Source organism: Halomonas denitrificans (assembly GCA_019800895.1).
In the GTDB taxonomy this organism is placed as follows: Bacteria; Pseudomonadota; Gammaproteobacteria; order Xanthomonadales; family Wenzhouxiangellaceae.
Map to the genome: position 1 here is coordinate 807331 of JAHVKF010000001.1, position 25156 is coordinate 832486.

24 protein-coding genes and 1 tRNA gene are annotated in these 25156 nt (G+C 69.3%); 18 read left to right on the forward strand and 7 right to left on the reverse strand.

Annotated features, from left to right (window positions below):
* The first annotated feature begins 7 nt into the window (after positions 1–7).
* From KUV67_03675 to KUV67_03695, 5 genes are all read left to right on the forward strand, one after another.
* The gene (locus KUV67_03675) at positions 8–1288 is read left to right on the forward strand and encodes a peptidylprolyl isomerase (GenBank protein ID MBY6203964.1); all 1281 of its coding nucleotides are present in this window, start codon (positions 8–10) and stop codon (positions 1286–1288) included.
* A 7-nt stretch (positions 1289–1295) separates the two neighbouring features.
* Positions 1296–2342, forward strand: coding sequence for a 4-hydroxythreonine-4-phosphate dehydrogenase PdxA (gene pdxA, locus KUV67_03680; protein ID MBY6203965.1), 1047 nt, complete (start codon positions 1296–1298; stop codon positions 2340–2342).
* Positions 2343–2627: 285 nt separating this feature from the next.
* Positions 2628–3434, forward strand: a complete 807-nt coding sequence (gene rsmA, locus KUV67_03685) for a 16S rRNA (adenine(1518)-N(6)/adenine(1519)-N(6))-dimethyltransferase RsmA (GenBank protein ID MBY6203966.1) — start codon at positions 2628–2630, stop codon at positions 3432–3434.
* A gap of 62 nt (positions 3435–3496) precedes the next feature.
* Positions 3497–4315: a symmetrical bis(5'-nucleosyl)-tetraphosphatase gene (locus KUV67_03690; GenBank protein ID MBY6203967.1), complete on the forward strand. Its 819-nt coding sequence runs from the start codon at positions 3497–3499 to the stop codon at positions 4313–4315.
* 110 nt (positions 4316–4425) lie between these two features.
* Complete coding sequence (locus tag KUV67_03695; GenBank protein MBY6203968.1) at positions 4426–4959, forward strand: type 1 glutamine amidotransferase; 534 nt, start codon at positions 4426–4428, stop codon at positions 4957–4959.
* A gap of 47 nt (positions 4960–5006) precedes the next feature.
* On the opposite strand, the gene KUV67_03700 is transcribed toward KUV67_03695, so the two are convergent.
* Together KUV67_03700 and KUV67_03705 are read right to left on the reverse strand one after the other, a co-directional pair.
* Positions 5007–5852: a hypothetical protein gene (locus KUV67_03700; protein ID MBY6203969.1), complete on the reverse strand. Its 846-nt coding sequence runs from the start codon at positions 5850–5852 to the stop codon at positions 5007–5009.
* Positions 5845–6288 carry a hypothetical protein gene (locus KUV67_03705; GenBank protein MBY6203970.1) on the reverse strand — a complete coding sequence of 148 codons (444 nt, stop codon included), beginning with the start codon at positions 6286–6288 and terminating at the stop codon, positions 5845–5847. Before KUV67_03705 ends, KUV67_03700 begins: the two co-directional genes overlap by 8 nt.
* 186 nt (positions 6289–6474) lie before the next feature.
* On the opposite strand from KUV67_03705, the gene hutU reads away from it, so the two are divergent.
* The 5 genes from hutU to KUV67_03730 are packed head-to-tail and all read left to right on the forward strand — an operon-like array spanning position 6475 to position 11835.
* A complete protein-coding gene (gene hutU, locus KUV67_03710; protein MBY6203971.1) occupies positions 6475–8145 on the forward strand; it encodes a urocanate hydratase in 1671 nt (556 codons plus the stop codon).
* 3 nt (positions 8146–8148) lie between these two features.
* The gene (locus tag KUV67_03715; protein ID MBY6203972.1) at positions 8149–9132 is read left to right on the forward strand and encodes a formimidoylglutamase; all 984 of its coding nucleotides are present in this window, start codon (positions 8149–8151) and stop codon (positions 9130–9132) included.
* Complete coding sequence (gene hutI, locus KUV67_03720) at positions 9129–10313, forward strand: imidazolonepropionase (protein MBY6203973.1); 1185 nt, start codon at positions 9129–9131, stop codon at positions 10311–10313. Before KUV67_03715 ends, hutI begins: the two co-directional genes overlap by 4 nt.
* Positions 10310–11290 carry a thiamine-phosphate kinase gene (gene thiL / locus KUV67_03725; protein MBY6203974.1) on the forward strand — a complete coding sequence of 327 codons (981 nt, stop codon included), beginning with the start codon at positions 10310–10312 and terminating at the stop codon, positions 11288–11290. The genes hutI and thiL overlap by 4 nt, the downstream gene beginning before the upstream one ends.
* Positions 11287–11835 (forward strand): phosphatidylglycerophosphatase A, encoded by a 549-nt coding sequence (locus KUV67_03730; protein MBY6203975.1) that lies wholly within the window; start codon positions 11287–11289, stop codon positions 11833–11835. The genes thiL and KUV67_03730 overlap by 4 nt, the downstream gene beginning before the upstream one ends.
* Before the next feature lie 75 nt (positions 11836–11910).
* On the opposite strand, the gene KUV67_03735 is transcribed toward KUV67_03730, so the two are convergent.
* Both KUV67_03735 and KUV67_03740 read right to left on the reverse strand, forming a co-directional pair.
* Positions 11911–12276, reverse strand: a complete 366-nt coding sequence (locus KUV67_03735; protein ID MBY6203976.1) for a YraN family protein — start codon at positions 12274–12276, stop codon at positions 11911–11913.
* Between the two features lies 1 nt (position 12277).
* Positions 12278–14260 (reverse strand): penicillin-binding protein activator, encoded by a 1983-nt coding sequence (locus KUV67_03740; protein MBY6203977.1) that lies wholly within the window; start codon positions 14258–14260, stop codon positions 12278–12280.
* Between the two features lie 43 nt (positions 14261–14303).
* Here KUV67_03740 and rsmI point away from each other — a divergent pair, with 43 nt between their 5' ends.
* Positions 14304–15194: a 16S rRNA (cytidine(1402)-2'-O)-methyltransferase gene (rsmI, locus tag KUV67_03745; protein MBY6203978.1), complete on the forward strand. Its 891-nt coding sequence runs from the start codon at positions 14304–14306 to the stop codon at positions 15192–15194.
* 8 nt (positions 15195–15202) lie between these two features.
* Positions 15203–15883, forward strand: coding sequence for a zinc metallopeptidase (locus KUV67_03750; protein ID MBY6203979.1), 681 nt, complete (start codon positions 15203–15205; stop codon positions 15881–15883).
* A gap of 15 nt (positions 15884–15898) precedes the next feature.
* On the opposite strand, the gene KUV67_03755 is transcribed toward KUV67_03750, so the two are convergent.
* Complete coding sequence (locus tag KUV67_03755) at positions 15899–16189, reverse strand: ferritin (GenBank protein ID MBY6203980.1); 291 nt, start codon at positions 16187–16189, stop codon at positions 15899–15901.
* A gap of 311 nt (positions 16190–16500) precedes the next feature.
* Between KUV67_03755 and KUV67_03760 the strand changes: the two genes are divergently transcribed.
* The 4 genes from KUV67_03760 to KUV67_03775 all read left to right on the forward strand — a co-directional run bounded on the left by KUV67_03760 (position 16501) and on the right by KUV67_03775 (position 19004).
* Positions 16501–17808 (forward strand): N-acetylmuramoyl-L-alanine amidase, encoded by a 1308-nt coding sequence (locus tag KUV67_03760; protein MBY6203981.1) that lies wholly within the window; start codon positions 16501–16503, stop codon positions 17806–17808.
* A 114-nt stretch (positions 17809–17922) separates the two neighbouring features.
* Positions 17923–18351, forward strand: coding sequence for a 50S ribosomal protein L13 (gene rplM / locus KUV67_03765; protein ID MBY6203982.1), 429 nt, complete (start codon positions 17923–17925; stop codon positions 18349–18351).
* A 19-nt stretch (positions 18352–18370) separates the two neighbouring features.
* Positions 18371–18763 (forward strand): 30S ribosomal protein S9, encoded by a 393-nt coding sequence (gene rpsI, locus KUV67_03770; protein ID MBY6203983.1) that lies wholly within the window; start codon positions 18371–18373, stop codon positions 18761–18763.
* 167 nt (positions 18764–18930) lie between these two features.
* Positions 18931–19004: transfer RNA gene (locus tag KUV67_03775), tRNA-Gln, on the forward strand.
* Positions 19005–19764: 760 nt separating this feature from the next.
* On the opposite strand, the gene KUV67_03780 is transcribed toward KUV67_03775, so the two are convergent.
* Positions 19765–20583, reverse strand: a complete 819-nt coding sequence (locus tag KUV67_03780; protein MBY6203984.1) for a DNRLRE domain-containing protein — start codon at positions 20581–20583, stop codon at positions 19765–19767.
* 177 nt (positions 20584–20760) lie between these two features.
* On the opposite strand from KUV67_03780, the gene KUV67_03785 reads away from it, so the two are divergent.
* Positions 20761–22569: a DUF1800 domain-containing protein gene (locus tag KUV67_03785; protein MBY6203985.1), complete on the forward strand. Its 1809-nt coding sequence runs from the start codon at positions 20761–20763 to the stop codon at positions 22567–22569.
* Positions 22570–22582: 13 nt separating this feature from the next.
* Positions 22583–24013, forward strand: a complete 1431-nt coding sequence (locus KUV67_03790; GenBank protein ID MBY6203986.1) for a DUF1501 domain-containing protein — start codon at positions 22583–22585, stop codon at positions 24011–24013.
* 45 nt (positions 24014–24058) lie between these two features.
* On the opposite strand, the gene queA is transcribed toward KUV67_03790, so the two are convergent.
* Positions 24059–25084, reverse strand: coding sequence for a tRNA preQ1(34) S-adenosylmethionine ribosyltransferase-isomerase QueA (queA, locus tag KUV67_03795; GenBank protein MBY6203987.1), 1026 nt, complete (start codon positions 25082–25084; stop codon positions 24059–24061).
* Between the last annotated feature and the right edge of the window lie 72 nt (positions 25085–25156).

Below are 25156 nucleotides of genomic sequence, written 5' to 3' on the forward strand. Positions count from 1 at the left end.
CTCCACCATGACCCGAATCCGATCGACCGCTCTGCTCTCTCTGCTGCTGGCGCTCGCCCCGCTGGCCGCCCTGTCCCAGGAGCGCCAGCCCATCGACGAGATCGTCGCGGTGGTCGACGAGGACGTCATCCTGCGTTCCGAACTCGACTCCGCGCTGGCCGGCATCGTCCAGCAGGTCGAAAGCCGCGGCGAGCGCCTTCCGCCGCGAGGCGTGCTCGAGGAGCAGGTGCTCGAGCGCCTGATCATGAACCGCATCCAGATCCAGCGCGCCGAGCAGACCGGCATCCGCGTCTCCGACCAGGACGTCGACCGCGCCTTGACCGATCTGGCCCGACAGAACGGCCTGACCCTGGGTGAACTGCGCGGCGCGATCGAAGCCGACGGCCTGAGCTTCGATGAATTCCGCCAGGAGATTCGCTCCGAACTGACCACCCAGGCCCTGCGCCGCAGGATCGTCGACGGCATGGACGAGATCACCGAGACGGAGATCGACATCATGCTGGCCTCGGAGAACTTCGAAGGCGACGAGTACAAGCTGGCCCAGATCATGATCACGGTGCCCGAGTCGGCCACGCCGGCCGAGATCGACGCGGCCACGGCCCGCGCCAACGAAGCCTGGCAGGCGCTGGAGGACGGGCTGGACTTCGCGTCGGCGGCGATCGCCTACTCCGACGCACCGGACGCCCTCGACGGCGGCGACGTGGGTTGGCGCAACCTCAATGCGCTGCCGCGGCAGATCGCCGACCGTATCCGCGGGATGGAGCCCGGGCAGTACAGCGAGCCGATGCGCATCCAGAGCGGGTTCGTGATCGTGAACGTCGCCGACCGACGCGCGCAGCGCGAAGTCATCGTCGACGAATACCGGATGGAGCACCTGATGATCCGGCCATCGGAGCTGCTGAGCGCCGAGGAGGCGCGGCGCCTGATCGAGTCGCTGCACGCCAGGATCGAGGATGGCGAAGACTTCGCCGGAATCGCACGTGAATTCTCCGACGACCAGGGCTCGGCCAATCTCGGCGGGATGATCGACTGGTTTCCCGAAGGCGCCTACGGCTCCGGATTCCAGTCGGTCATCGATTCGCTGGAGGTCGGCGAACTGAGCCAGCCGTTCCAGAGCCCGCAGGGCTGGCACGTGATTCGCCTGGTCGGCGAACGCCAGGCCGACCGCACGAACGAGTCGCTGCGCGCCGAGGCCCGCGAGATGATCATCCGGCAGAAGGCCGACGACGAGATCGATCGGGTGTTGCGCCGCATGCGCAACGAAGCCTACGTCGACGTGCGGCTCTGATCCCGTGCTGTCCGGTCCGGTCCTGGTCACCCCCGGCGAGCCGGCAGGGATCGGCCCGGAACTGACCGTACGGATCGCGCTGGACCGGCCCGAGGACGGGCTCGTCCTGGTCGCCGACCCCGGATTGCTGGCCGCGACCGCCCGATCCCTGGGACTGGACTGTGCCGTCGTCGAGTACGAGGACCTCGACCCGCCGAAGCACCGCCGGACCGGGGACGCCGCGAACGGGCGTCCTGCCTTGCACTGCATTCCGGTCCCGCTGCGCGCACCGGCCGAGCCGGGGCGGCTCGATCCGGCCAATGCGCGCTACGTCCTCGATTCGCTGACCGCCGCGGTCGACCGGGTCGTCGACGGCCGGGCCGCCGCGCTGGTCACCGGCCCCGTCCACAAGGGCGTGATCAACGACGGCGGCTTCGCCTTCACCGGCCACACGGAATTCCTCGCCGAGCGCGCCGGAGTGGACCGCGTCGTGATGATGCTCGCCGCCGGATCGCTGCGTGTGGCACTGGCGACCACCCACCTGCCGCTGCGCGACGTCCCCGCCGCCCTGACCGCCGAGTCGCTGGAACGCACCCTCGCCATCCTGCACGCCGACCTGGTCGGCCGATTCGGCCTGCCGCGACCGAGAATCCTCGTATTGGGCCTGAATCCGCACGCCGGCGAATCCGGCCATATGGGGCGGGAGGAAATCGAGATCATCGAGCCGCTGCTCGAACGCCTGCGCCGCGACGGCCTGGACCTGGTCGGACCGCTGCCGGCGGATACGGCCTTCGTCCCGGACCGCCTCGAGGACGTCGACGCCGTGCTGGCGATGTATCACGACCAGGGCCTGCCCGTGCTCAAGTACGCCGGCTTCGGCCGCGCCGTGAACATCACGCTCGGCCTGCCCTTCATCCGCACCTCGGTCGACCACGGCACCGCCCTGGACCGCGCCGGCACCGGCACCGCCGATGCCGGCAGCTTCAATGCCGCCGTCGACCTGGCCCTCGAACTGGTATCCAGGCAGAAAATCCAGAAAAAGGAACCGCAGATGAACGCAGATGAACGCGGATAAGAAGCAGGACGCATTGGTGGTGACGAGCTCGGCATCGAACCCGGGCCGGCTCTGCAAGCCCCTGCCTGGACCCTGCCGAACCACGAACAACGCCGAGGTCCGCCGCACCGGCAAACGAGCGGGGGACCTTCGACTTGCCGGACATCCCGTGGCGAGCGCGACGGACGCCGGGTTCGATGGCGAACGGTCCTCTCGTGCAGAACCGGGTGCATCTGCGTTCATCTGCGTTCATCTGCGGTTTCTCTCGCTTTTCATTCAGCCCTCCTACGCCATCGCATCGAGCGCATGACGTCGCACCGACCCCGCAAGCGCTTCGGCCAGAACTTTCTCGAGAGCGAGTCGGTGATTCGACGGATCGTCGGTGCGATCGCGCCCGAGCGCGGGGACCGGCTCGTCGAGATCGGCCCCGGGCTGGGCGCATTGACGGGGCCGCTGCTCGAGCGCGTCGATCGACTCGACGTGGTCGAACTCGATCGCGACCTGGCCGGGGCGCTGGACGAACGTCTGGGCCGGCCGGCGGGCCTGACGATCCACGAAGCCGACGCGCTGCGCTTCGACTTCGCCGCTCTGGCCACCGACGCGCCGCTGCGCATCGTCGGCAACCTGCCCTACAACATCTCCACCCCGCTGATGTTCCACCTGCTCGAGCAGGCCGACCGTTCCGGCGACGGCATCCGCGACATGCATTTCATGCTGCAGAAGGAGGTCGTCGACCGGATCTGCGCAGAGCCCGGCACCAAGGCCTGGGGCCGGCTGGGCGTGATGACCCGGGTCCGCGCCGAAGCGACTCGCCTGTTCACCGTTCCGCCCGGCGCGTTCCGCCCGCCGCCCAAGGTCGAATCGGCGATCGTCCGGCTGGTCCCGCGCCGGCTCGACGCCGGCCGGCGTGCGAGCCTGGCCGCGCTGGAAACGGTCGTCCGCGCCGCCTTCGCACAGCGCCGCAAGACCCTCCGGAACACGCTCAGGGGACTGGTCGACGAAGCCGGCTTCGAGAGCGCGGGCATCGACCCGTCGCGTCGCGCCGAGTCGCTGACGCTCGCGGACTTCCAGCGACTGACCGAGCAATTGTCGGACCGATCGGCCGGAGCCTGAGCTCCTGCGCGGGCCGCCCGGCCTGCGTACACTGCCGATCCGATGCAACGCTCCCTCTCCAGATGAGACGCCATATCTTCATCGGCGACCTGCAGGGCTGCTGGGACGCGTTCCAGCGGCTGCTGGACAGGATCGCCTTCGACCCGGCCTCCGACCGCCTGTGCCTGGCCGGCGATCTGGTCAACCGCGGCGGCAAGTCGCTCAAGGTGCTGCGCCAGGTCCGCGATCTCGGCGAGCCGCACTTCACCGTCCTCGGCAATCACGACCTGCACCTCCTGGCCTATTGGCAGAACCACCCGCGGGTGCGCAAGAAGAACCCCGAGTTCGAAAGGATCCTCGGTCACGCAGAAGGACCGCGCGTGCTGGACTGGCTGCGCCGGCAGCCGGTGCTGTGGACCGACGATGCGTTGCGCATCGCCCTGGTCCATGCCGGAATCGATCCGCGCTGGGACCGTGCGCAGGCCCGCGCCTGCGCCGACGAACTGGAGGGCGTGATCCGGGGCCCGAAGTTCGACCGCTTCATCGACAACATGTACGGCAACCGCCCGGTTCGCTGGAAGCCGGAACAGAAGCGCTTCGTCCGAGCCAGGACCCTGACCAACGTGTTCACGCGGATGCGCTTCGCGCGGTCCGACGGCAAGCTGGAGCTGAAGTCCTCCGGCGACCTGAACAAGCCGCCGAAGGGCTATCAGCCGTGGTTCGAGCTCATCCACCCGGACTGGTCGGACTGGACCGTGGTATTCGGCCACTGGTCGATGCTCGGCCACTACGACAACGGCCAGGTGCTGTGCCTGGACTCCGGCTGCGTCTGGGGCGGCCGCCTGACCGCGTGGATCGTCGAGGCGGATCGCCGGTGGATCGAACAGGTCGACTGCGGCTGACATCGAACGCGCCGCGGCATGGCGCCCCCGCCCTTCTCCGGCCGGCGGCGATCACGTCGCTCTGCCGTCCGGCTGGAATACTCCACGCTCGCTCGAACCGGAACGAGACCATGACCGACAACGCACTCGAACTCACCGGAAAGACCGTGGCCATCCTCGCCGAGGACGGCTACCAGGAGCTGGAATTGCACTACCCGCGCCTGCGCCTGATCGAGGCCGGGGCCCGGGTCGAGGTGATCGGCACCGGCAAGGACCGCTACACCAGCGAAAAGGGCTACGGCGTCGACGCCGACCGATCCGCGGCAGACGCCGACCCCGACCGCTACGATGCCGTGGTGATCCCCGGGGGCATGGCGCCGGACCGGATGCGGCGCGACGCCGCGATGGTCGATTTCGTCCGACGGATGGACGAACAGGAGAAACCGGTGGCCTGGATCTGCCACGCCGGCTGGATGGCCGTCTCGGCCGACATCGTCCGCGGCAAGCGCGCCACGTCCTTCGAATCGATCCGCGACGACATGGTCAACGCCGGCGCCGACTGGGTGGACGAAGAAGTCGTCGTCGACGGCCACCTGATCAGCAGCCGGACGCCGCCCGACCTACCCGCGTTCTGTCGAGCGATCCTCCGGGCCCTCGCCGACTGACGCGACATGGCGGCCGACCGGTCGACCCCCGGAAGGATCGACCATCGTCAGGGCGCCTCGGGCCAGACGCCGGCCTCGCCGAGCAGCCGCTCCGCGGCCTGGCGACGGAACCGGGCGATCGATGCCCAGTCCGGTGCGGTAGCGAACAGGGCAAACGTGACCGGCGCCCGCTCGGGCCGCTCGATCCAGCCCACCAGCCAGCCGCGGAACGGCCCGTCGAATTCGCCGTCCACGGCCGGTCCGGCACCGGTCTTCCCGAACAGCACGTGCCCGGAACGCTCGTCGAGGCGCGCGACCTCGCGCAGGGCTTCGACCGATCCGGGGTCAACGGGCAGCTCGCCGCGAACCAGGCGGGCGAGGAAGTCGACCTGCTCGCGGACGCTGATGGCCAGCGTTCCGTCGAGCCAGAACCGGTCCGAGCCGTCGGCCGCGACCGCGTTGCCGTAGTCGAAGGCGTCCAGGCGCTCCCGGTAGGTCGCCCCCCCGATGGCCAGGGCAAGGTCGCGGAAGTACCAGACCGCCGATCGCCGGAAGGCGCTGGCCAGCGTCTGCGACTGCGCCCAACCGGCCGGCCAGTGGTCTTCGGCCGGCCGGCGTTCCGGGTCCCAGACGATCCGGTGCTCCAGCGACTCCGCCGCGCCGACGTCCAGTGCGATCAGCAGATTGGGAATCTTGAAGGTCGAATACGGTGCGCGCCGCGCGTCGATCGCTTCCGGCGCCACCGTCCAGCGCGCACCCGTCTCCAGGTCCATGGCCAGGAAGACCACCTCGCGCGCCGGGTCCTCGAACGGCAGACGGACCGGCTCCTCCGCCGGTGCGGCCGCCGCCCAGGGAGCGGCGAGCAGCGCGAGTGCCAGCGTCCGGAACACGCAGCGCGCCCCACGCTCAGTCATCGCCCAGGTCCTGCACCCGGTCGACAACGATCTCGTACGGATTGTCGCGGTCCGTCCGGTTGTACCGACCGCGGATTTCGTAGGCGTGTTCCGGCTCGAGCTCGAGTTCGATGTCGACGTAATCCGGCCACTTCTGCCGCCGCTGGTTGATCAACGACTCGGTCAACTGCTCGGGCACCCGGACCGTGATTGTGCGCAGGCCGGGCTCGACCCAGAGAATGCTGCGCGGCGAGATGTTGCGACCGTCGATGGCGAAGAACTCGACCGCGAACAGGTCGCGGTTCGCGTAGCCCGGCCGGCCCGACAGCATTGCGCGGCCCCGGTCCCGGTTCGCCGACGGCTCCTCGTCGACGGCGGGCGCCGAGGTCGAACCGGCGGCGAGCCCTGCGATCAGTACCGCGGCGGCGGCTCGTGAGGTCCAGCGGGCGATGGTCATGGTGATGCTCCTGGTGTCGGGTCGGCCTATCACTCCGGGCGACGCGTCGTCGACCGCATCGACGACGACGAGTTCGCCCGAGCGTAGGACCCCGGAACCGGCCCCGGCGTTCCCGACGGTCCGGAGCGATCCCCGCAGCGACCGACTAGAATGCCCGCTGGAGTCGAAACGGGAGTCGATGCGACCATGAGTTCCCCCCGCACCGTGCGCGCCCCGCGCGGGGCCGACAAGGTCTGCCGGACCTGGCAGGCCGAAGCCGCGATGCGCATGCTGATGAACAATCTCGATCCGGAAGTGGCCGAGGATCCCGATCACCTGATCGTCTACGGCGGCCGCGGCCAGGCCGCGCGCTCGTGGCCGGCGTTTGACGCGATCGTCGATGCGCTGAAACGTCTCGAGGCCGACGAGACCCTGCTGGTCCAGTCCGGAGAGCCCGTGGGCATCGTGCGCACCCACGAAGACGCGCCCCGCGTACTGATCGCCAATTCCAACCTCGTCCCCGCCTGGGCCACGCAGGAGCATTTCGACGACCTGGCGAAGAAGGGGCTGATCATGTACGGCCAGATGACCGCCGGCTCGTGGATCTACATCTCGACCCAGGGCATCCTGCAGGGCACCTACGAGACCTTCGCCGAATGCGCACGCCAGCATTTCGGCGGCAGCCTCGAGGGCACGCTCAACGTCACCGGCGGCTGCGGCGGCATGGGCGGCGCGCAGCCGCTGGCGATCACCATGAACGGCGGCACCTGCCTGATCGCCGATGTCGACGAATCGCGGCTCGAGCGTCGCCGGGGCAAGCGCTACCTCGACGAGGTCGTGCGCGACATCGACCGGGCGATCGACCGCGTGCTCGATCTCAAGCAGCGGCGGGAGGCCGTCAGCGTCGGCGTGGTCGCCAATGCGGTGGACCTTCTCGAACGCCTGATCGAGCGCGGCGTCGTTCCCGACACGCTGACCGACCAGACCAGCGCCCACGACGCGCTCAAGGGCTACGTGCCCGTGGGGTACGGCTTCGACGAGGCCAACGCCTACCGCGACCGCGACACCGAAGGCTACGTCAGGGATTCGCTGGCGACGATGAAGCGGCATGTCGAAGCCATGGTGAAGCTCCAGGAGGCCGGCAGCATCACTTTCGACTACGGCAACAACATCCGCCAGCGCGCGTTCGACGAGGGCTTCGAGCACGCCTTCGCATTTCCCGGCTTCGTGCCGGCCTTCATCCGGCCGCAGTTCTGCGTCGGCCGCGGTCCCTTCCGCTGGTGTGCGCTTTCCGGCAACCCGGACGACATCTACCGCACCGACCGCGCCCTGCTCGAGGCCTTTCCCGAACACGAGGGTCTGACCCGCTGGCTGACCATGGCGCGCGAACGGGTCGAGTTCGAAGGCCTTCCGGCGCGCATCTGCTGGCTGGGCCAGGGCGAGCGGGCCCGGGCTGGCCGCATCTTCAACGACCTGGTTCGCAACGGAGAGGTCGAGGCCCCGATCGTGATCGGTCGCGACCACCTGGATTGCGGATCCGTGGCCTCGCCGAATCGCGAAACCGAAGGAATGAAGGACGGCTCCGACGCCATCTCCGACTGGGCCATCCTGAACGCCATGGTCAACACGGCCTCCGGCGCCTCCTGGGTCAGCTTCCACCACGGCGGTGGTGTCGGCATCGGCTACTCGCAGCACGCCGGTCAGGTCATCGTGGCCGACGGCACCGACGCGGCCGAACGCCGCCTCGAGCGGGTGCTGACCAACGACCCGGCGATGGGCGTGTTCCGGCACGTGTCGGCCGGCTACGACGACGCCCGGCGATGCGCCGAGGCGCAGTCCCTGGACCTGCCCTTCGATCGACGCGGCCTGGTGGATTGAGCCGTGAGCGATGTCCTCGACGAACTGCTCGCGGCCAGCCGGCCGGGCGCCTGGCCCGAGCGCCGTGACGGCCGATTCGCTTCGAGGCTGGTCGATGTCCATCGCGACCCGAACCCCCTGGCAACGCTGCGCGACCCGGTGCTCGACGGCGCCGGCCACGGGTTCCGGGGCGTCGGTCTGATCGGGCTCGCCGACGACGAGGGCGTGCGCCTCAACGGCGGTCGTACCGGCGCGCGCCAGGGCCCGGACGCCTTCCGGACTGCCCTGGCCGGCTACGGCGGCGCGCACTCGGTCGGCCTGCACGGCCTGCCGGTCCCGGTCCTCGACCTCGGCAACATCGTGCCGGGCAGGTCGCTCGGCGAGACCCACGACCGCGTCTCGGCCGCGGTCGCCGCGGCGATCCGGCTCGGCCTGATGCCCGTCGGCATCGGCGGCGGCCACGACCTGACCTGGCCGGAAGTCCGCGCCGTGATCGATACCTTGATCCGGCCCGCCGGCCGCAGCCTGCACGGGATCTACTTCGACGCCCACCTCGACGTGCGCGAGGAGCAGGGATCCGGGATGCCGTTCCGACGATTGCTGGACTACGGCGGCGTCGAGCGTCTTTCCCTGTTCGGCTTCGACCCGCTCAGCAACACGCCGGCGCACCTGGACTGGTTCCTGGCCCACGGCGGCGAGTTCGCGGACTTCCTCGCCGATGACTGGCCGCAATCGACGGCCCAGTTCGTATCGATCTGCCTGGACGTGATCGACATGTCCCAGGCGCCCGGGGTCAGCGCACCGGCCCCGGCCGGATGGATGGCCCAGCGGGTCGCCGACTACGCCGAGGCCGCCGGCCGCCAGCCGGCGGTGTGCTGCTTCGACCTGATGGAACTCAGCCCGCCCCACGACGAGTCCGGCCGCACCGCCCGGCTCGCGGCCCATCTGTTCCTCCGTTTCCTCGCCGGGCTGGCCGATCGAGCCCGGCACCGCGGAGCGGCATCATGACCGCCGACCTCCGCATCGATCGCGCTCGGTTGGACGACCGCGACGAACCGGTCGCGCTGCTGATCGACGACGGCCTGATCCAGGCCGTGATCGAACCCGGCGATACGGCGCCGCCGCGCGCCCGATCGACCTTCGACGCCGCCGGCCGCTGCGTGCTGCCCGGCTTCGTCGATGTCCACACCCACGCCTGCTTCGCCGGCTCGCGGCTCGACGAATGGCAGCGCAAGCTCGCCGGGGTGCCCTACCTGCAATTGCTCGAGGAAGGCGGCGGCATCATGGCGACCGTGCGCGCGACCCGTGCAGCCGATGAGGATCGACTCGCCGCGACCCTGCTGGTACGACTCGAGCGCATGCTTCGACACGGGTCCACCACGATCGAGGTGAAATCCGGCTACGGCCTGGAGACCGCCACGGAACTGAAGATGCTGCGCGCGATCCGCCAAGCTGGCGAGACCTTCCCCGGAACGGTCGTGCCGACGGCCTGCATCGGCCACGCGATCGACCCCGACGTCGAGGTCGACGAGTTCGTCCGCAGGACCATCGAGCAGACCCTGCCTGCGATCAGCGAGGAGTTTCCGGGCATTGCGCTCGACGCCTACTGCGAACATGGGGCGTGGAGCCCGGAGCACTGCATCGCGCTGTTCGAGGCCGGGGCCGAGGCCGGCCACCCGATCCGCGTCCACGCCGACCAGTTCAACGCCCTCGGCATGATCGAAGCGGCGATCGAGCGCGGCTTCGCCAGCGTGGACCACCTCGAAGCCACCGACGCGAACGGGCTCCGGACCCTGGCCCGATCGGACACCTTCGGGGTGATGCTGCCCGCCTCCGGCTTCCATCTCGACGACCGCTACGGCGACGGCCGTGCGTTCGTCGACGCCGGCGGGAACCTCGCGCTGGGCAGCAACTTCAATCCGGGCTCGGCGCCGTGCTACTCCATGCCCTTCGTCATCCAGCTCGCGGTGCGCAAGCTGGGGCTGGAAATCGACGAGGCGATCGCCGCCGCGACCGCCAGCGGCGCCCGCCTGCTGGGCCTCCACGACCGGGGCCGGATCGAACCCGGACTCCGCGCCGACCTCGTGGTGCTGGACACCGACGACCGGCGTGCGCTGGCGTTCGAGTTCGGCGGCAACCCGGTAATCCGGACCCTGGCCGGCGGTCGCTGGGTCGAGCCGCCCCAGTGAACGAATTCGACCTGATCGAGCGGATCCGCCGGAGGGCCGCGCGAAGCAGCGGCCACGACGACGACGGCATCGTCCTCGGCATCGGCGACGATGCGGCCGTGCTCCAGCCCGGCCGCGGCATGCAGCTGGTCGCCACCGTCGATCAGCTGGTCGACGGCCGGCACTTCGACGGCCGAGCCACGGCTGCCGACGTCGGCCACCTGGCCGCCGCCGCCAACCTCAGCGACCTCGCTGCCATGGGCGCGGCGCCGCGCTGGCTGCTGCTGGCGCTGACGCTGCCCGAGGCCGACGCCGACTGGCTGGACGGGTTTCTCGACGGGTTTCTCGGCCTGGCCGGGCGCTTCGGGGCGGAACTGGCCGGCGGCAACCTGACCCGTGGCCCCCTGAACGTTTCGGTCACCGCGATCGGCGAGATCCCCGCAGGCCAGTTCGCCCGGCGCACCGGCGCCCGGCCCGGCGACCGGATCCTCGTGACCGGCTGGCCCGGGGACGCGGCGGCTGCGCTGGCGCTCGATTGCCCGCGTTCGCATCCGCTGTGCGACCGCCTCTTCAACCCGACGCCGCGGGTCGAGCACGGCCGCAAGCTGGCCGGTGTCGCTCGCGGCATGATCGACGTCTCCGACGGCCTTGCCGCCGACCTCGGGCACCTGCTCGGAGATGCGCTCGGCGCGGAGATCGAAGTCGACCGGCTCCCGGCATCCGGGGCGTTGCTCGAGGCGGTCCCCGAGCCGGCCCGGCGAGTCGCGCTGCAGCTGGGCGGCGGCGGCGACTACGAACTGATCGCCGTGGTCCCCGAACACGCGGGAATCCCCGAGGCGATCGACGGCGTGCCGGTGACCGCGATCGGCACGGTCACTCGCGATTCCGGGCTGCGCTGCATCGACGCCGACGGACGGGACGTCACGCCGTCGCTGCGAGGCTGGGACCACTTCAGCGACGATCCGGAGCCCGGCTCGAGCGGGAGGGGAAGCCGATGAGCGCTGTCGAAGCCCGGCACGGCGGCGGTGAACACGATCCCGGCCAAGGACACGGCGCGCCCCGAAGTGCACGCGAGGTCGCGCTCGGTGGGCCGGTCGGCTTTCTTGCGTTCGGCTTCTGCAGCGGCCTGAGCCCGCGCGCACCCGGCACCGCCGGCAGCGCGATGGCGCTGCTACTCGGCCTGCCGTTGCTGGGCGTGCCGACCTGGGTCGGCGGCGTGGTCGTGGCCCTGGCGTTCCTGGTCGGAATCCCGATCTGCGAGCGCGCCTCGCGCGCGATGGGCGTGCACGACCACGGGGGAATCGTGTGGGACGAATTCGTCGGCGTCTGGCTGGTCGTGCTGACCCTGCCCGCGCATCCCGCCTGGTGGCTGGCGGCATTCATCGCTTTCCGCGTGTTCGATATCGCCAAACCGTGGCCGATCGGCTGGCTGGACCGACGCGTCCGCGGCGGACTCGGCATCATGATCGACGACGTCGTCGCCGCCGGCTACGCCATTGCCGTCCTCGCGCTGCTCGGCCTCGGCCTTGAACGCCTGGCGTAGTCGTCGATCGGTTCGAAACCGGAAGGTCACGACGGCAGGCGACCGCGTGATGCGGCGGCATCGCCGATGGAATCGTCAGCTGCCCGCGTCGAAGGCGCCCCGGATCCAGCGCAGGGCGTCGGCGCCGGCCGACCCGTCGATCGCGACCACGTCGAAGCGGCAAGCGCGCTGCTGCCATTCGCCGTGCGTGGCCACGAACATCGATGCCGCGCGAACCAATCGAGATTGCTTGCCGGGGTGCACACTATCGGCGGCGTCGCCGAAGTCGCTCGCTGCACGTACGCGGACTTCGACGAAGACCAGCGTTTCGCCGTCGGCCATGACTAGGTCGATCTCGCCGAAGCGGCATTGCCAGTTGCGAGCGACGAGGCGGAGTCCGGCGGCCTGGAGGTGACGCAGGGCGCGACGCTCGCCGCGCAGTCCGCGCCAGCGCCGCAGCACGTCAGGGCCGCTGCGGTACGCCGTCGCGGACGACGGCCCAGGGCAGGTCGCGCTCCAGCGCGACACCGTCGGCCAGCCGCAGCCGGCCGATTCCGCCCGACAGCGCGAGCTGCGGATCCCGCTTCATGGAATCCAGCCACGGCAGCAGTGCGACGGCATCGCGACCCAGCGCGTGGAGAAGGCTCAGGGTGACCGAGCCGGCGACCTCGGGAAACGCCTGTTCCGCCGAGCGCCGCTCCTCGGCCTGCGCACCGTTCGTGAACAACCACGGCGCCAGCGGCATGCGAATGCCGTCCAGGTCGCGATCGCGGCGGTCCGTGAGCACGGCCGACGTGGCCAGGACCGGCAGCTCACCGAGGTCGACGAAGCGCAGCTGCGGGTGCACCTGGCGGGCCTCTTCCCGGGCTGCCAGGAACACGACGTCGAGATCGGTCCTGCGCTGCGGCTCGGCCGCGAACGGTGCGTCGACCAGCGCTTCGATCCGCTCGATGCGCTGCTCCGACGCGCGCAGCCGCAGCGCGTCCTCGAGCCGGTCGGTCACATCGAACTCGCGCGGGGGATAGTCGACGCGATGGACGACGCGCCCGCCGCCCAGCTCGAAGGTCTCGATGAACCGGCCGGCCAGGCGCTCGCCGAAGTCGGAGTCCTGCGCGATCACCAGCGCACGGCTCGCGCCATCGACCAGCGCGCGCACGGCCACCAGCTCGGCTTCTTCTTCCGGCGGCAGCGCCAGCATCGCCAGCGGCTGGGCCGGCCTCGGCCAGGCCACGTCGGGCGGCGGTCGATTGAGCAGCAGCATCGGCACACCGGCATCGGGCAAGGCGAGCAGGGACGGGATCTGGCGTCGATCCAGCGGCCCGACGACGAGGTCGGCGCCGTTCTCGCGGGCGGCGAACCAACCGCCGACGGCCGCGTCCGGCGCCGATTCGAGGTAGACGAAATCGAGCACGGGTCGGCGTGCGGGCGGCAGCATCAGCCAGGCGGCCAGCATGCCGTCGCGCACCGCGTCGCCGGCCGCCACGAGCGGCCCGTCGCCCGGCAACAGCACCGCCACCCGCTCCGGCATCGGCTGCCGGCTCCGCCACGCATCGACCCATTCGACGATGGTCGCGGTGCTCGGCAGCGCCTCGGCGCGAGGATCGTCCATGACCCCGGTCCCGCCGTCGGACCCGTCGTCGAACCTGTTGTCGACCCTGTCGTCGGCACGAGCATCGACCCGATCGGCGGCGGGTGCATCGCCGCCGTGCCGGCCCGTCTCCTCGAGACGCGTGGACCGCCACGCTTCGACCGCCTGTTCCAGCCCCGGTCGATCGAGCAGGTTTGCACGAACCGCTCGACCCAGGGCCAGCCAATGGCCGATCGCCGGCTCCGAACCGTGCTCCGCGACCAGCGCATCGAGGTCTGCAAGCCGCACGTCGATCAGCAGTGCCAGCGCCAGCGTCGGCTCGAATCCCGGTTCGTCCACCGCGTCGCGCAGCGCATCGAGCCGGGCCTTCGGAGAATCCGGATCGGATGCGGACAGGCGTTCGCGAAGCCCGGCGAGCCGATCGCGCAGCGCCGGCGGGAGAGTGTCGGCGGGCATCGCGAGCAGCCGCTCGGCGCGATCGAACTCGCCGCGATTCAGCGCCAGTTCGGCAAGCAGCAGGTCGAGGCGGAGCCGATCGACACGTTCGAGCGCACCCGGATCGATCGCCTCGACGGCGGCATTCGCCTGCATCGGCCGACCCGCGCTCAACCAGGCCTCGGCGGCGCGCAGTCTCGCCGAAGCCGCCCGCTCGGGCTCACGCTCGGCCAGCGCCAGCCAGGCCTCGGCGGCGTCGGCCGGCCGTCCGGCCCGGACCAGCTCGGCCGGATCGTCCGTCTCGGTGCGATCGCGCGGCGTCGGCGCCGGCGCTGCGCAGGCACCGACCAGCAGGGCCAGTGCGAGGGCCAGCGCGAATCGGGAAATCGTGGCCGTGGGTGCAACGGCGGGGCATGCATTCATGGGTGCAATAATACCCGCCGATCCGCGCCGCAATGCTGCCTCCGTGCCCGACCAACGACCCGACGTCACCCCCGCTTCCGGAACGCTCTACGTGGTGGCCACACCGATCGGCCATCTCGGCGATCTGTCGCCGCGGGCGCAGACCCTGCTCGAACAGGTGGCGGTGATCGCTGCGGAAGACACGCGAACGAGCCAGAAGCTGGTGCCCGGCCGCGCCGAACCGCCGCGCTGGATCGCGCTCCACGATCACAACGAAGCGCGGGCGGCCGAGCGCGTGGTCCATCACCTGCTCGCCGGCGACGACGTCGCGCTGGTTTCCGACGCCGGCACGCCGTTGATCTCCGACCCGGGCTACCGACTGGTTGCGGCCGCGCACGATGCCGGCGTGACGGTGCTGCCGGTGCCCGGGCCCTGCGCTGCGATCGCCGCGCTCAGCGCCTCGGGGTTGCCCAGCGACCGCTTCCGCTTCGAGGGCTTCCTGCCGCCCCGGCGCAGCGCGCGACGGAGGCGGCTCGTCGAGCTGGCCGACGTCGAGCACACCCTGATCTTCTACGTACCGGCGCGCGACCTGGTCGCGGTCATCGACGACCTGGCCGGCGCGTTCGGTCCCGAGCGGCCGGGCTGCATCGCGCGCGAACTCACGAAACAGTTCGAGTCGGTACGACGCGATCGCCTCGACGCACTGTCGACCTGGACCGCGGAGGATCCCGACCGGCAGCGCGGCGAAGCGGTGCTCCTGGTGGCCGGCGCGCCGGCGCGATCCGGCGCCTCGATGGCCGGGGCAATATCGCCCGAAGCCGTCGCCGACGCGCTGGCCGACGAGCTGGCGCCGGCCCGCGCGGCAAAGGTCATCCGCGCCCTGACCGGGCTGCCGAGGGCGGACGCGTTCGCGCTCGCCGAAGCACGGCGCGGCGCGGGCGACAAGGCGCGCTGATCATGCCGCTGGTTCTGATCGGACTGGTCCTGGTCGCCGCCGTGGTGGTGCTCCCGGGCTGGTGGGTGAAGCGCGTGATGCGCCGGTACCACGAGCCCGCCGACCGCTACGAAGGGACCGGCGCGGAGCTGGCCCGCGACCTGCTCGATCGGCTGGGCCTGGACCGGGTCCCGGTCGAACGCACGGACCAGGGCGATCACTACGACCCCGAGGCGCGCGTGGTGCGGCTGAGCCCGGAAAACCACGACCGGCGATCCCTGACCGCGGTGACCGTGGCCGCTCACGAAGTCGGGCACGCCGTCCAGCACGCCCTCGGCTACGGACCGCTGGTCTGGCGGACCCGCCTGGTCAAGGCGGCGCAGCGCGTGCAGCGGATCGGCGTCGTGCTGATGGTGGCGATGCCGCTGGTCCTGCTCGCGCTTCGGCTGCCGAGGGCCGGACTCCTGCTGCTGGTGTTCGGGCTCGCGGCGCTGGCCTCGGGCATCGTGGTCCACCTGGTCACGCTGCCGACGGAACTCGACGCGTCGTTCCGCCGGGCCCTGCCCCTGCTCGACAAGGGCGGCTACCTGAAGCCCGAGGACCGGCGCCCGGCCCGACGCATCCTCGCTGCGGCCGCGTTCACCTACGTCGCGGCCTCGCTGATGGGCCTGCTGAACTTCTGGTGGTGGATGAGGATCCTGCGGCCCTGAATCCGCCGGTGGCGGTCAGTGATGGTCCATGACCTCGCCGTCCTTGAACAGGAAGGCGCGGAGCTGCTCGTCGAAGTCCCCATCGTTGCGGCGCAGCCATTCCAGCACCATCGCGGCGTGCTCGATCTCTTCGCGCATGTTGTGGAGCAGGATCTCGCGCAGCGCGTCGTCCTCGCAGTCATCGGCACGCTGGCGATACCAGTCCGCCGCTTCCAGCTCTTCCATCAGCGAGACGATCGCGTGGTGCATGGCCAGGGTCTTCTTGCTCAGCCGCTCGCGCGGCGCGTGCAGTCCTTCGCTCGACATGAATCTGATCTCCTCCGGTTGCGATACGGGATGTCGGGAGTGGCCGAGGGCTTCGGCCGCTTCAGTCCCGGTTCAGGGCCGGCGGGCAATCTTCGCTGCCGATCCTCGGTACACGAGAATACGGAATTCCGGCGCTCGACGCGCCGGGACGTGGCCCTTTGCCGACGCACTGAAGGCGAATGCTCACGAAGTCACGCTAGGTCGCTGATCGTGAAAGAAATTGAAGCCTTGAATTTCCCGGCCATCGGGTGCATCATCGACGCTGGGAAGCTGAATCGACCGCTTGTCGACCGAACCGGAGAAGCCTCGGCATGCCGAGAGTCCTGATCATCGCGCTGCTTCTGACCTGGATGGCCGCCCCCGCGGGCGCCGGAGAGGTCGAGAACGTGCGCGTGTGGGCCGGCCCGGACAAGACCCGCGTCGTCCTCGATCTCGACGCCCAGGTCGATTACCGCCTGTTCACGCTCGACGCGCCGCATCGCCTGGTGGTCGATATCGATGCGGCCCGCATGAGCGCGACGCCGGCGCTCGACCCCGAACACTCGGGCGTCGTCGAGGGCGTGCGCCACGGCGTGCGCAACGGCAACGACCTGCGCGTGGTCCTCGACCTGGCCGACGCGGCGCGGACCAAGAGCTTCCTGCTCGAGCCGACCGGCCAGTACGGCCACCGGCTGGTGCTCGACCTCTACCCCCACGGCGCCGAGTCGGCGACCGATCGTCTTCGCCAGGTCGCACAGACCCTGCCTGCCGACAATCGTGACATGCTGGTCGCGATCGACGCGGGCCACGGCGGCGAGGATCCGGGCGCCATCGGCCCGGGCGGAACGTACGAGAAGCACGTGGTGATGGCGATCGCCCGGGAACTCGCGCGGCAGGTGGATGCGGCACCGGGAATGAGCGCGGTCCTGATCCGAACCGGCGACTACTACATCCCGCTGAAGGAGCGCTACCAGCGTGCTCGCGAGGCACGCGCGGACCTGATGCTGTCGATTCACGCGGATGCATTCCGGGACCGTCGAGTGCGCGGCAGCAAGGTCTTCGTCCTTTCGCGGCGCGGCGCCTCGTCCGAGGCGGCGCGGCTCCTGGCAGAAAGCGAGAACGCCGCCGACCGGGCCGGCGGCGTGAGCCTCGACCAGGGCGACGACATGCTGCGCTCGGTCCTGCTCGACCTGTCGCAGAGCGCGTCGATGGAATACAGCAACGGGGCCGCACAGGCGATCCTCGACGAACTGGTTCGCGACGGAAAGACCAGCGCGCGGCGGACCGTCGAACGCGCCAACTTCGTGGTCCTGCGCTCCCATGACGTTCCGAGCGTCCTGATCGAAACCGGGTTCATCAGCAACCCGGACGAAGAGAAGAACCTCGGCTCTCCGCGCTACCGGGCCGAGATCGCATCGGCCATCCTGCGCGGCGTCGAGGAACACTTCCGCCTGACCGCCCCGCGGGGGACCTGGTTCGCCGCCAACCGCGACACCTCGGAGTACATCGTCCAGCGCGGCGACACGCTCGGCACCATCGCCCAGCGCTACTCGGTCAGCCTGAGCCAGCTGCGCCGCGCCAACCGGCTGGACGGCGACGTGATCCACCCCGGCGCCGTGCTGGTGATCCCGCCGGGCTGAATCGCCCTCCGCCCCTCGATTCCGCGGCTCCGGGGTCTTGCCCCGGCCCGAGAATTCTAGTAACATCCCCGCTCTTTACTGAATCGCGTTCCAACCTTGGAGCCCACTGCTCTCATGAAAACGTTCAGCGCCAAGTCGCACGAAGTGCGCCGCGAGTGGCTGCTGGTCGACGCCGAAGGCAAGACCCTCGGCCGACTGTCCAGCGAAATCGCGCGCCGCCTGCGCGGCAAGCACAAGCCGGAATTCACGCCGCACGTCGACACCGGCGACTACGTGGTCGTCATCAACGCCGACAAGATCGCGGTCACCGGCCGCAAGATGTCGGACAAGGTGTACTACCACCACACCGGCTACATCGGCAACCTGAAGTCCATCACGCTGGAAAAGCTGCTGGACAAGGCTCCGGAGCGCGTCATCCAGAACGCGGTCAAGGGCATGCTGCCGAAGAACCCGCTGGGCCGGGCGATGATCAAGAAACTGAAGATCTACGCCGGCTCCGAGCACCCGCACGCCGCCCAGCAGCCGCGCGCGCTGGAACTGTAAGCAACGGAATAAAGACGACATGGCAACCGAACAGTTTTACGGAACCGGCCGCCGCAAGACCTCGACCGCTCGAGTGTTCCTGCGTCGCGGCACCGGCCAGATCATGGTCAACCAGAAGCCGCTCGACGAGTTCTTCGGCCGCGAAACCGCCCGCATGATCGCGCGGCAGCCGCTGGAACTGGTCGAACTGGCCGACAAGTTCGACATCTACGCCACCGTGACCGGTGGCGGCACCACGGGCCAGGCCGGCGCACTGCGCCTCGGCGTGTCCCGTGCGCTGACCGAGTACGACGAGAACCTGCGCGGCGAACTGCGCAAGGCCGGCTTCCTGACTCGCGACGCACGTGCGGTGGAGCGGAAGAAGATCGGTCTGCACAAGGCACGCAAGGCCACCCAGTACTCCAAGCGCTGATTCTGCGGCGTCCTTTCGCCGCTGGCGGCGTTCGGTGCCGCTTCGGAATGCTCATGCACCTCCAGTGCACTGCGCTTCCTCAGCGACACCGAGCCTGGCCAGCGACGAAATGCCACGCGCAGAATCGCCCATTCAGCAAGTCCTGGATGGGCTAACAACGATCCAAATGGGGGATCGTCTAGCGGTAGGACTACGGACTCTGACTCCGTCAGCGGGGGTTCGAATCCCTCTCCCCCAGCCACAAAAAAGTACAGCCCGGCTCCCGCCGGGCTTTTTTTGTGGCTGGGGGAGAGGGATCGATGCAAGCGCGAAGCGCGCTGCTACCCGAGCGCAGCGAGGGCAAACCGCAGCGAAGCGGCGGCGCAGTCCATCCCACCGTCAAGAAAGCGCTTGGTCCGAGAGGCCACAAGCCCAGACCAGCCCGGCACTGCCGGGCATTTTTTATGCGCGTTGGCTGGGGGAGAGGGATCGATGCAAGCGCGAAGCGCGCTGCTACCCGAGCGCCAGCGAGGGCAAGCCGAAGCGAAGCTGCGGCGCAGTCCATCCCACGCGTTACGAAACGGTTTGGTCGAGAGGCCACCGCCCCGGCACTGCCGGGCATTTTTTATGCGCGTTGGCTGGGGGAGAGGGATCGATGCAAGGGAGCTTAGCGACCGCTGCCACCCGAGCGCAGCGAGGGCAAGCCGCAGCGAAGCGAAGGCGCAGTCCATCCCACCCGTGACGCAATGCTCGGCACGGAAAGAGCGATCCGTCGACCGCCTGAGTCGCCTGCGTGCCGCGCTTTCAGCGGGCTGCGGGAGAGGGATCGATGCAAGGGAGCGAAGCGAGGGCAAGCCGTAGCGTAGATGCGGCGAAGTCCATCCGAACCGTGAAAGGCCAATCGCCTGCATGGCAGGCTCCCACAGGCCGTCGGCCGGACGCTGCGAAGGATTGACTTCCTTCCTGTGGGAGCGAGCCTTGCTCGCGAATGGGGTCGCCTGTCAGGCTCCCGCACCCACGATTCAGCTGCGCCGGAAGCGCAGCGCGAGCACCGCCACCGCCAGTACCAGCAGGACCATCCCCCACCCCCGCATGGCCGGCACCGGCTCGGCCTCCGGCAACACCAGGGGCTCGAAGTCGACGACCAGCTGCGGCGTCAGCGCCGCGTTCTCGCGGCTCCCGATCCGGCGAGCGTTCTGCGGATTGCCTTCCTCGCCGATCAGGATCCAGCCGAAGTTCTGCCCGGGATCGTCGACCCACTGCTGGACATCGTCGACCAGGCCGGGCGCGGTGACGAAGGTCACCGGGCCGGTGCCGGAGCCGACCGGCGCGGTCGAGGACGCGGCGGCCGCGTAGTCGCCGCCGGGCGAGGACCAGGGGACCGTATCGAACTCTCGATGCAGCCAGGTGGCGTCCGGTGCGACCGCCGGCGCGCCTGCACCGCCCGCTCCCTGCGCCACGGAACCCCCCTCGCCCCAGTCGGCCAGTACGCGGTGCAGCGCCGCATCGAAGCCGGTCGCACCGGGCGGTACCAGGTCAACCTCGAGCGTGAGTTCGACGCTGTTGACTACAGAACCCGGCGGAATCGCGGACAGATCGAAGCGCATCAGGGCGCGCCGACGCACGTTTCCGGCATTGACCCCGGTACGGCCGAAAAACAGGTTCGGACCGGCACCGTTCGACAGGTCGCCGGCCGCGCGCTCGTACAGCGTGTTGTCGCGATCGGGGGCCACGGTGAGCGTGTCGCCGTACACGCTCGACGCGGCGAACGGGACCATCGCTGCCAGCGCAAGCCGCACGAACGGTCGGAGAGAAAAGCGGAAGCCCGGAGATCGAAACATGTGACGCACCTCAAGATTCGTGATCGATTACGCGGAGTCTCTCCGCAAACCCGTGAAAAATCGAAGGTTTCGAGATTGAACGGGTTCGGGCCGCAGGGTATGTTAGACCGATCAGCGATCGATCCGCACGACGAATCGATCACGGAAGGGGGGAATTCAGCATGGACCAGGAACGCCATGGACAAGAACCTTCCGTCGTCGCGAAGACGCTTTCTCCACCGGTCCGGAGCACTGGGGCTCGCTGCCGCGGGCATCGGTGCCGGGCTCATTCCGATCACCACACTGGCGCAACAGGTCCGGCTGACCTCGTTGTGGCCGGCCCGCGTCCCCGACGAGCAGCGCGGCGGCGCAATGCCCTCGCTGGCGTTCCGTGTCTACGCCAAGCTCGGCTACGGTGCACGGCCCGATAATCCGGCCAATCCCGGCAACGTCGGCGACCTCCAGTACTTCAACAGCCTCGGCGGTGACGACACGTCGCGCCTGCAGGCCTGGTTGACCGAGCAGATGTCGCCGGGCGCCGACCCGGAAGTCGACAATCGCGTCAACGGCAACCCGGTCTACCGTACGCCTTCGCTCTCGCTGAACCAGATGTGGTCGCAGCACTATCGCTACGACGGCCCCAACGGCTGGCCGATGCGCAACCGCCCGTACTGGGAAATGCAGATGCTGACCCTGACCCGGTCGGTCCATTCCCGCTGGCAGCTGCGCGAAGTCCTGGCCGATTTCTGGCACAACCACTTCAACGTCGACGGCAGCGAAGACGTCGTTCGAAGCGTGCTGACCAGCTACGATCGCGACGTCATCCGCCCGGGCATCTTCGGCAACTTCCGGACCATGCTCGAAGGCGTGGTCAAGCACGCCGCGATGATGTTCTACCTCGACAACGCCCGCAACAGCACGCCGAACCCGAACGAAAACTATGCCCGCGAGCTGCTGGAGCTGCACACGCTCGGCGCGGTCGAGAACTACTACGGCTACATCCCGCCGGGCCAGGTACCGACCAACGTCGACGGCGAGCCCGCCGGCTACGTGGAAGCGGACGTTCTCGAAACCGCCCGCCTGCTGACCGGCTTCGGCATCGCCGACAGCGACGACGGCGCGCCCGACACGGGCGATTTCCTGTTCCGCGACGCCTGGCACGACGACGGACCGAAGACCATCCTCGGTCAGACCTATACCTATGCGGGACCGGGCGCGAACGAAGAACAGGAGCTGACCGATCTGCTGGACTACCTCTGCCAGCACCGCGGCACGGCCGAATACGTTTGCTGGAAGCTCGCCGTCCGGCTGATCGGCGACGGCTTCACGGCCCAGTCGCCGGTCGTCCAGGCCGCCGCGGACGTCTTCCAGTCGAACTGGGACCAGCCGGACCAGCTCCAGCAGGTCTACAGCGTGCTGATCCTGTCGAACGAGTTCCGCACCACCTGGGCCGACAAGGTCAAGCGGCCCAACGAAATCGTCGCCTCCACGCTGCGCGCCGCCAACGCGCCCTACGATTTCGAGCTGACCAGCGCCGGCGACGATACCGGCTTCTACGGCTTCTACTGGACCTGGCGACTGACCGGACAGCTGCCGTTCAACTGCGAGCCCCCGACCGGCTACGCCGAGGACGCCTCGTTCTGGAAGGGCTCCGGGCCGCTGGTGATGTCCTGGCGCACCGCGTCGCTGATGATCCGCGACACGGACTCGGGGAGCGCGCCGAACTACATCGACTTCGCCGCCCAGACCAACGGCGCGGGCATCGCGTTGACCCCCAACGCGATCGTCGACTACTGGCTCGATCGAGTCCAGGGGGTCGGGCACGCCACGGCGGCCGGGAAGCGCGCCGAGATGGTGGCCTTCGTCCGCGCGCAGGGCAACGCGGCCGGCGACGACCAACCGCTTGGCATCAACACATCGGATACGGGTCAGTTCAGCACCTACCAGCAGATGCTGAACGGGCTGTTCCTTTTGATTGCCCTGTTGCCCGAGCGGATGAGCCGATAGGCGGAGACCCATGATGAATCGAATCAATCGACGTACCTTCCTGACCGGCAGCGCGGCTGCGGCGGCCGCCACGATGACCCCGGGCCTGAGCTTCGCCGGCGCCAAGGGCGGCACCAACGACGAGGTGCTGATCTACGTGTTCCTGCGCGGCGGCATCGATGGCCTGAGCCTCTACGCACCCGGCGCCGGCCATCCGGATCGCGGGTTCTACGAGAGCCTCCGCCCCAGCGCGAGTGTCCGGCTGCCGACCGGCGGTCCGGGCGCGATGCTGTCCCTGAACAACGGTGATGGCTTCGGCCTGAACAGCGCCGCGGATCCGTTGCGCGACCTGTGGGACGACGGCGACCTGGCGATCGTCCACGCCACCGGTCTCCCGATCGTCAACCGCAGCCACTTCGAAGCCGAACGCTTCATCGAGCTCGGCACCCCGGGCGCCACCGAAGGGCTGCCCCCGGGCCAGGGGCCGATCGACGGCGTACGCACGACATCGACCGGCTGGCTGACCCGTCACCTGGCCTCGGCGGACAACCTCCCCCCGACGATGACCATGCCGGTCGTGGCAACCGAGAGCCAGACCACGCTCTCGCTGACCAACGAACCCGCTGCCGTCACGCTCCGCTACCCGAGCGACTTCGACCTGTCGACCTTCTCCCAGTTCGAGGAGCAGGTCGAGGATCGACTGGCGAGCATCTACGCCGCGGACGGAAGCGATATCGGCATCGCCGGCGAGCAGGCCATGATCGCCCAGGCGCTGATCGAGAACGTGTTCGACACCAGCAACAAGGACTACAACATCGCCCTGGGCGTGCCCTACCCGGTCCGTGATGCGAGCAACAACCTCGAGAGCATCAGCGACAAGCTGATCACGCTGGCGCGCCTGATCAAGGCCGGACTGGACCTGCGCATCGCCCAGGTCGACTACGGCGGTTGGGACGACCACACGGACCAGGGCTCGCTTCCGATGGGCACCGGCGGCTCAAGCGGTCGGTACCACGACCGACTGGACCGGCTGTCCCGGGCGGTCAACGCGTTCTGGGCGGACATGGCCGGCCAGTTCGACGCCAGCCCCGACCGCCGGAACAAGGTCACGGTGGTGTTCCACAGCGAGTTCGGCCGCCGCGCCTACAACAACAACGACAACGGCACCGATCATGGTTCGGGCAACCCCATGATGCTCCTGGGCGGCAACGTCAACGGCGGCCAGTTCCACGGCACCTGGCCGGGCATGGCGCCGGGCGACCTGTACCAGGGCAACGACCTCCGGTCGACCAACGACTTCCGCCGCATCCTCAGCGAAGTCCTGATCCGGCGCCAGGGCAACCCGAACCTCGGGATGATCTTCCCCTACTACTACAACTACCAGCCGATGGGCGTGGTCAACGGACCCGACCAGCTGCCGAACTACGGCCCCAACGACGAAATCACCGTCGACGGCTTCGAGTAGACCCCGCAGCCGCCCGGGATCGTTCCCGGGCGGCTCTCCGGACCTTCAGACAATCAGCATCGCGTCGCCGTAGCTGAAGAAGCGATAGCGCGCTTCGACCGCATGGGCGTAGGCGCGCAGGACCGATTCGCGGCCGGCGAACGCCGAGACCAGCATCACCAGGGTCGATCCGGGCAGGTGGAAGTTGGTGATCATGCCGTCGACCGCGCGGAACCGGTATCCGGGGTAGATGAACAGCCGGCTGTCGCCGGTGAACGGTTTCAATTCACCGTCCGATGCCGCGGTTTCCAGCGAACGGACCGCGGTCGTGCCGACCGCGATCACCCGTCCGCCGGCGGCCCGGGTGGCGACGATCCGGTCGACCAGGTCCTGCGAGACATCCAGCCATTCCGGATGCATCCGGTGATCCTCGACCCGTTCCACCCGGACCGGCTGGAACGTTCCTGCACCGACGTGCAGGGTGCAGAACGCGCGACCGATTCCCCGTGCGTCCAGCGCCGCGAGCAGGGCCTCGTCGAAATGCAACCCGGCGGTCGGCGCCGCGACGGCGCCCGGCTTCCGGCCGTAGACCGTCTGGTAGCGCTCGCGGTCCGAGGCGTCGTCCTCGCGAGCGATGTACGGCGGCAACGGCATGTGTCCGTGGGCATGGAGCAGCTCGATCCAGTCCGCCGCGGGATCGACCAGCCGAATACGCCAGAACTCGTCGACCCTTCCTTCGACCTCCGCCTCGCACTCGGCGCCCTCGATGAGGATCCGGGCACCCGCAGCGGGCTTCCGGTTGACTCCGAGCTGGGCCAGGGCGGTGGTCGCATCGATCACGCGTTCGACCAGGAGTTCGACGCGGCCGCCGGTGGCCTTCCGCGCATGCAGGCGCGCGGGAATCACCCGGGTGTCGTTGAACACCAGCAGATCGCCGGGATCGAGCAATTCGAGCAGGTCCCGGAAGGAGCGATCGACCGTCTCGCCGCTGGTCCGGTCGAGGACCAGCAGGCGGCTGTCGGATCGGCCCGGCAGCGGCTGCTGCGCGATCAGTTCCTCGGGCAGTTCGAAGTCGAAATCGGCTACGTCCATCGTGCGCTCCGTCGGTTCGCCACGGATTGTACCGAGCGTCGCGGCCCAGTCCCGCAGCGTTCGCTCGAATCT

What these genes read in the sequence shown, in the direction of transcription:
- rsmA (MBY6203966.1), top strand. Translation starts at nt 2,628, where the DNA reads ATGACGTCGCACCGACCCCGCAAGCGCTTCGGCCAGAACTTTCTCGAG.
- KUV67_03700 (MBY6203969.1), bottom strand. Translation starts at nt 5,852, where the DNA reads ATGACTGAGCGTGGGGCGCGCTGCGTGTTCCGGACGCTGGCACTCGCG.
- KUV67_03755 (MBY6203980.1), bottom strand. Translation starts at nt 16,189, where the DNA reads ATGTCGAGCGAAGGACTGCACGCGCCGCGCGAGCGGCTGAGCAAGAAG.
- KUV67_03780 (MBY6203984.1), bottom strand. Translation starts at nt 20,583, where the DNA reads ATGTTTCGATCTCCGGGCTTCCGCTTTTCTCTCCGACCGTTCGTGCGG.
- KUV67_03675 (MBY6203964.1), top strand. Translation starts at nt 8, where the DNA reads ATGACCCGAATCCGATCGACCGCTCTGCTCTCTCTGCTGCTGGCGCTC.
- KUV67_03790 (MBY6203986.1), top strand. Translation starts at nt 22,583, where the DNA reads ATGAATCGAATCAATCGACGTACCTTCCTGACCGGCAGCGCGGCTGCG.
- KUV67_03785 (MBY6203985.1), top strand. Translation starts at nt 20,761, where the DNA reads ATGGACAAGAACCTTCCGTCGTCGCGAAGACGCTTTCTCCACCGGTCC.
- KUV67_03695 (MBY6203968.1), top strand. Translation starts at nt 4,426, where the DNA reads ATGACCGACAACGCACTCGAACTCACCGGAAAGACCGTGGCCATCCTC.
- KUV67_03740 (MBY6203977.1), bottom strand. Translation starts at nt 14,260, where the DNA reads ATGAATGCATGCCCCGCCGTTGCACCCACGGCCACGATTTCCCGATTC.
- hutI (MBY6203973.1), top strand. Translation starts at nt 9,129, where the DNA reads ATGACCGCCGACCTCCGCATCGATCGCGCTCGGTTGGACGACCGCGAC.
- queA (MBY6203987.1), bottom strand. Translation starts at nt 25,084, where the DNA reads ATGGACGTAGCCGATTTCGACTTCGAACTGCCCGAGGAACTGATCGCG.
- KUV67_03730 (MBY6203975.1), top strand. Translation starts at nt 11,287, where the DNA reads ATGAGCGCTGTCGAAGCCCGGCACGGCGGCGGTGAACACGATCCCGGC.
- KUV67_03760 (MBY6203981.1), top strand. Translation starts at nt 16,501, where the DNA reads ATGCCGAGAGTCCTGATCATCGCGCTGCTTCTGACCTGGATGGCCGCC.
- rpsI (MBY6203983.1), top strand. Translation starts at nt 18,371, where the DNA reads ATGGCAACCGAACAGTTTTACGGAACCGGCCGCCGCAAGACCTCGACC.
- rplM (MBY6203982.1), top strand. Translation starts at nt 17,923, where the DNA reads ATGAAAACGTTCAGCGCCAAGTCGCACGAAGTGCGCCGCGAGTGGCTG.
- hutU (MBY6203971.1), top strand. Translation starts at nt 6,475, where the DNA reads ATGAGTTCCCCCCGCACCGTGCGCGCCCCGCGCGGGGCCGACAAGGTC.
- KUV67_03690 (MBY6203967.1), top strand. Translation starts at nt 3,497, where the DNA reads ATGAGACGCCATATCTTCATCGGCGACCTGCAGGGCTGCTGGGACGCG.
- KUV67_03705 (MBY6203970.1), bottom strand. Translation starts at nt 6,288, where the DNA reads ATGACCATCGCCCGCTGGACCTCACGAGCCGCCGCCGCGGTACTGATC.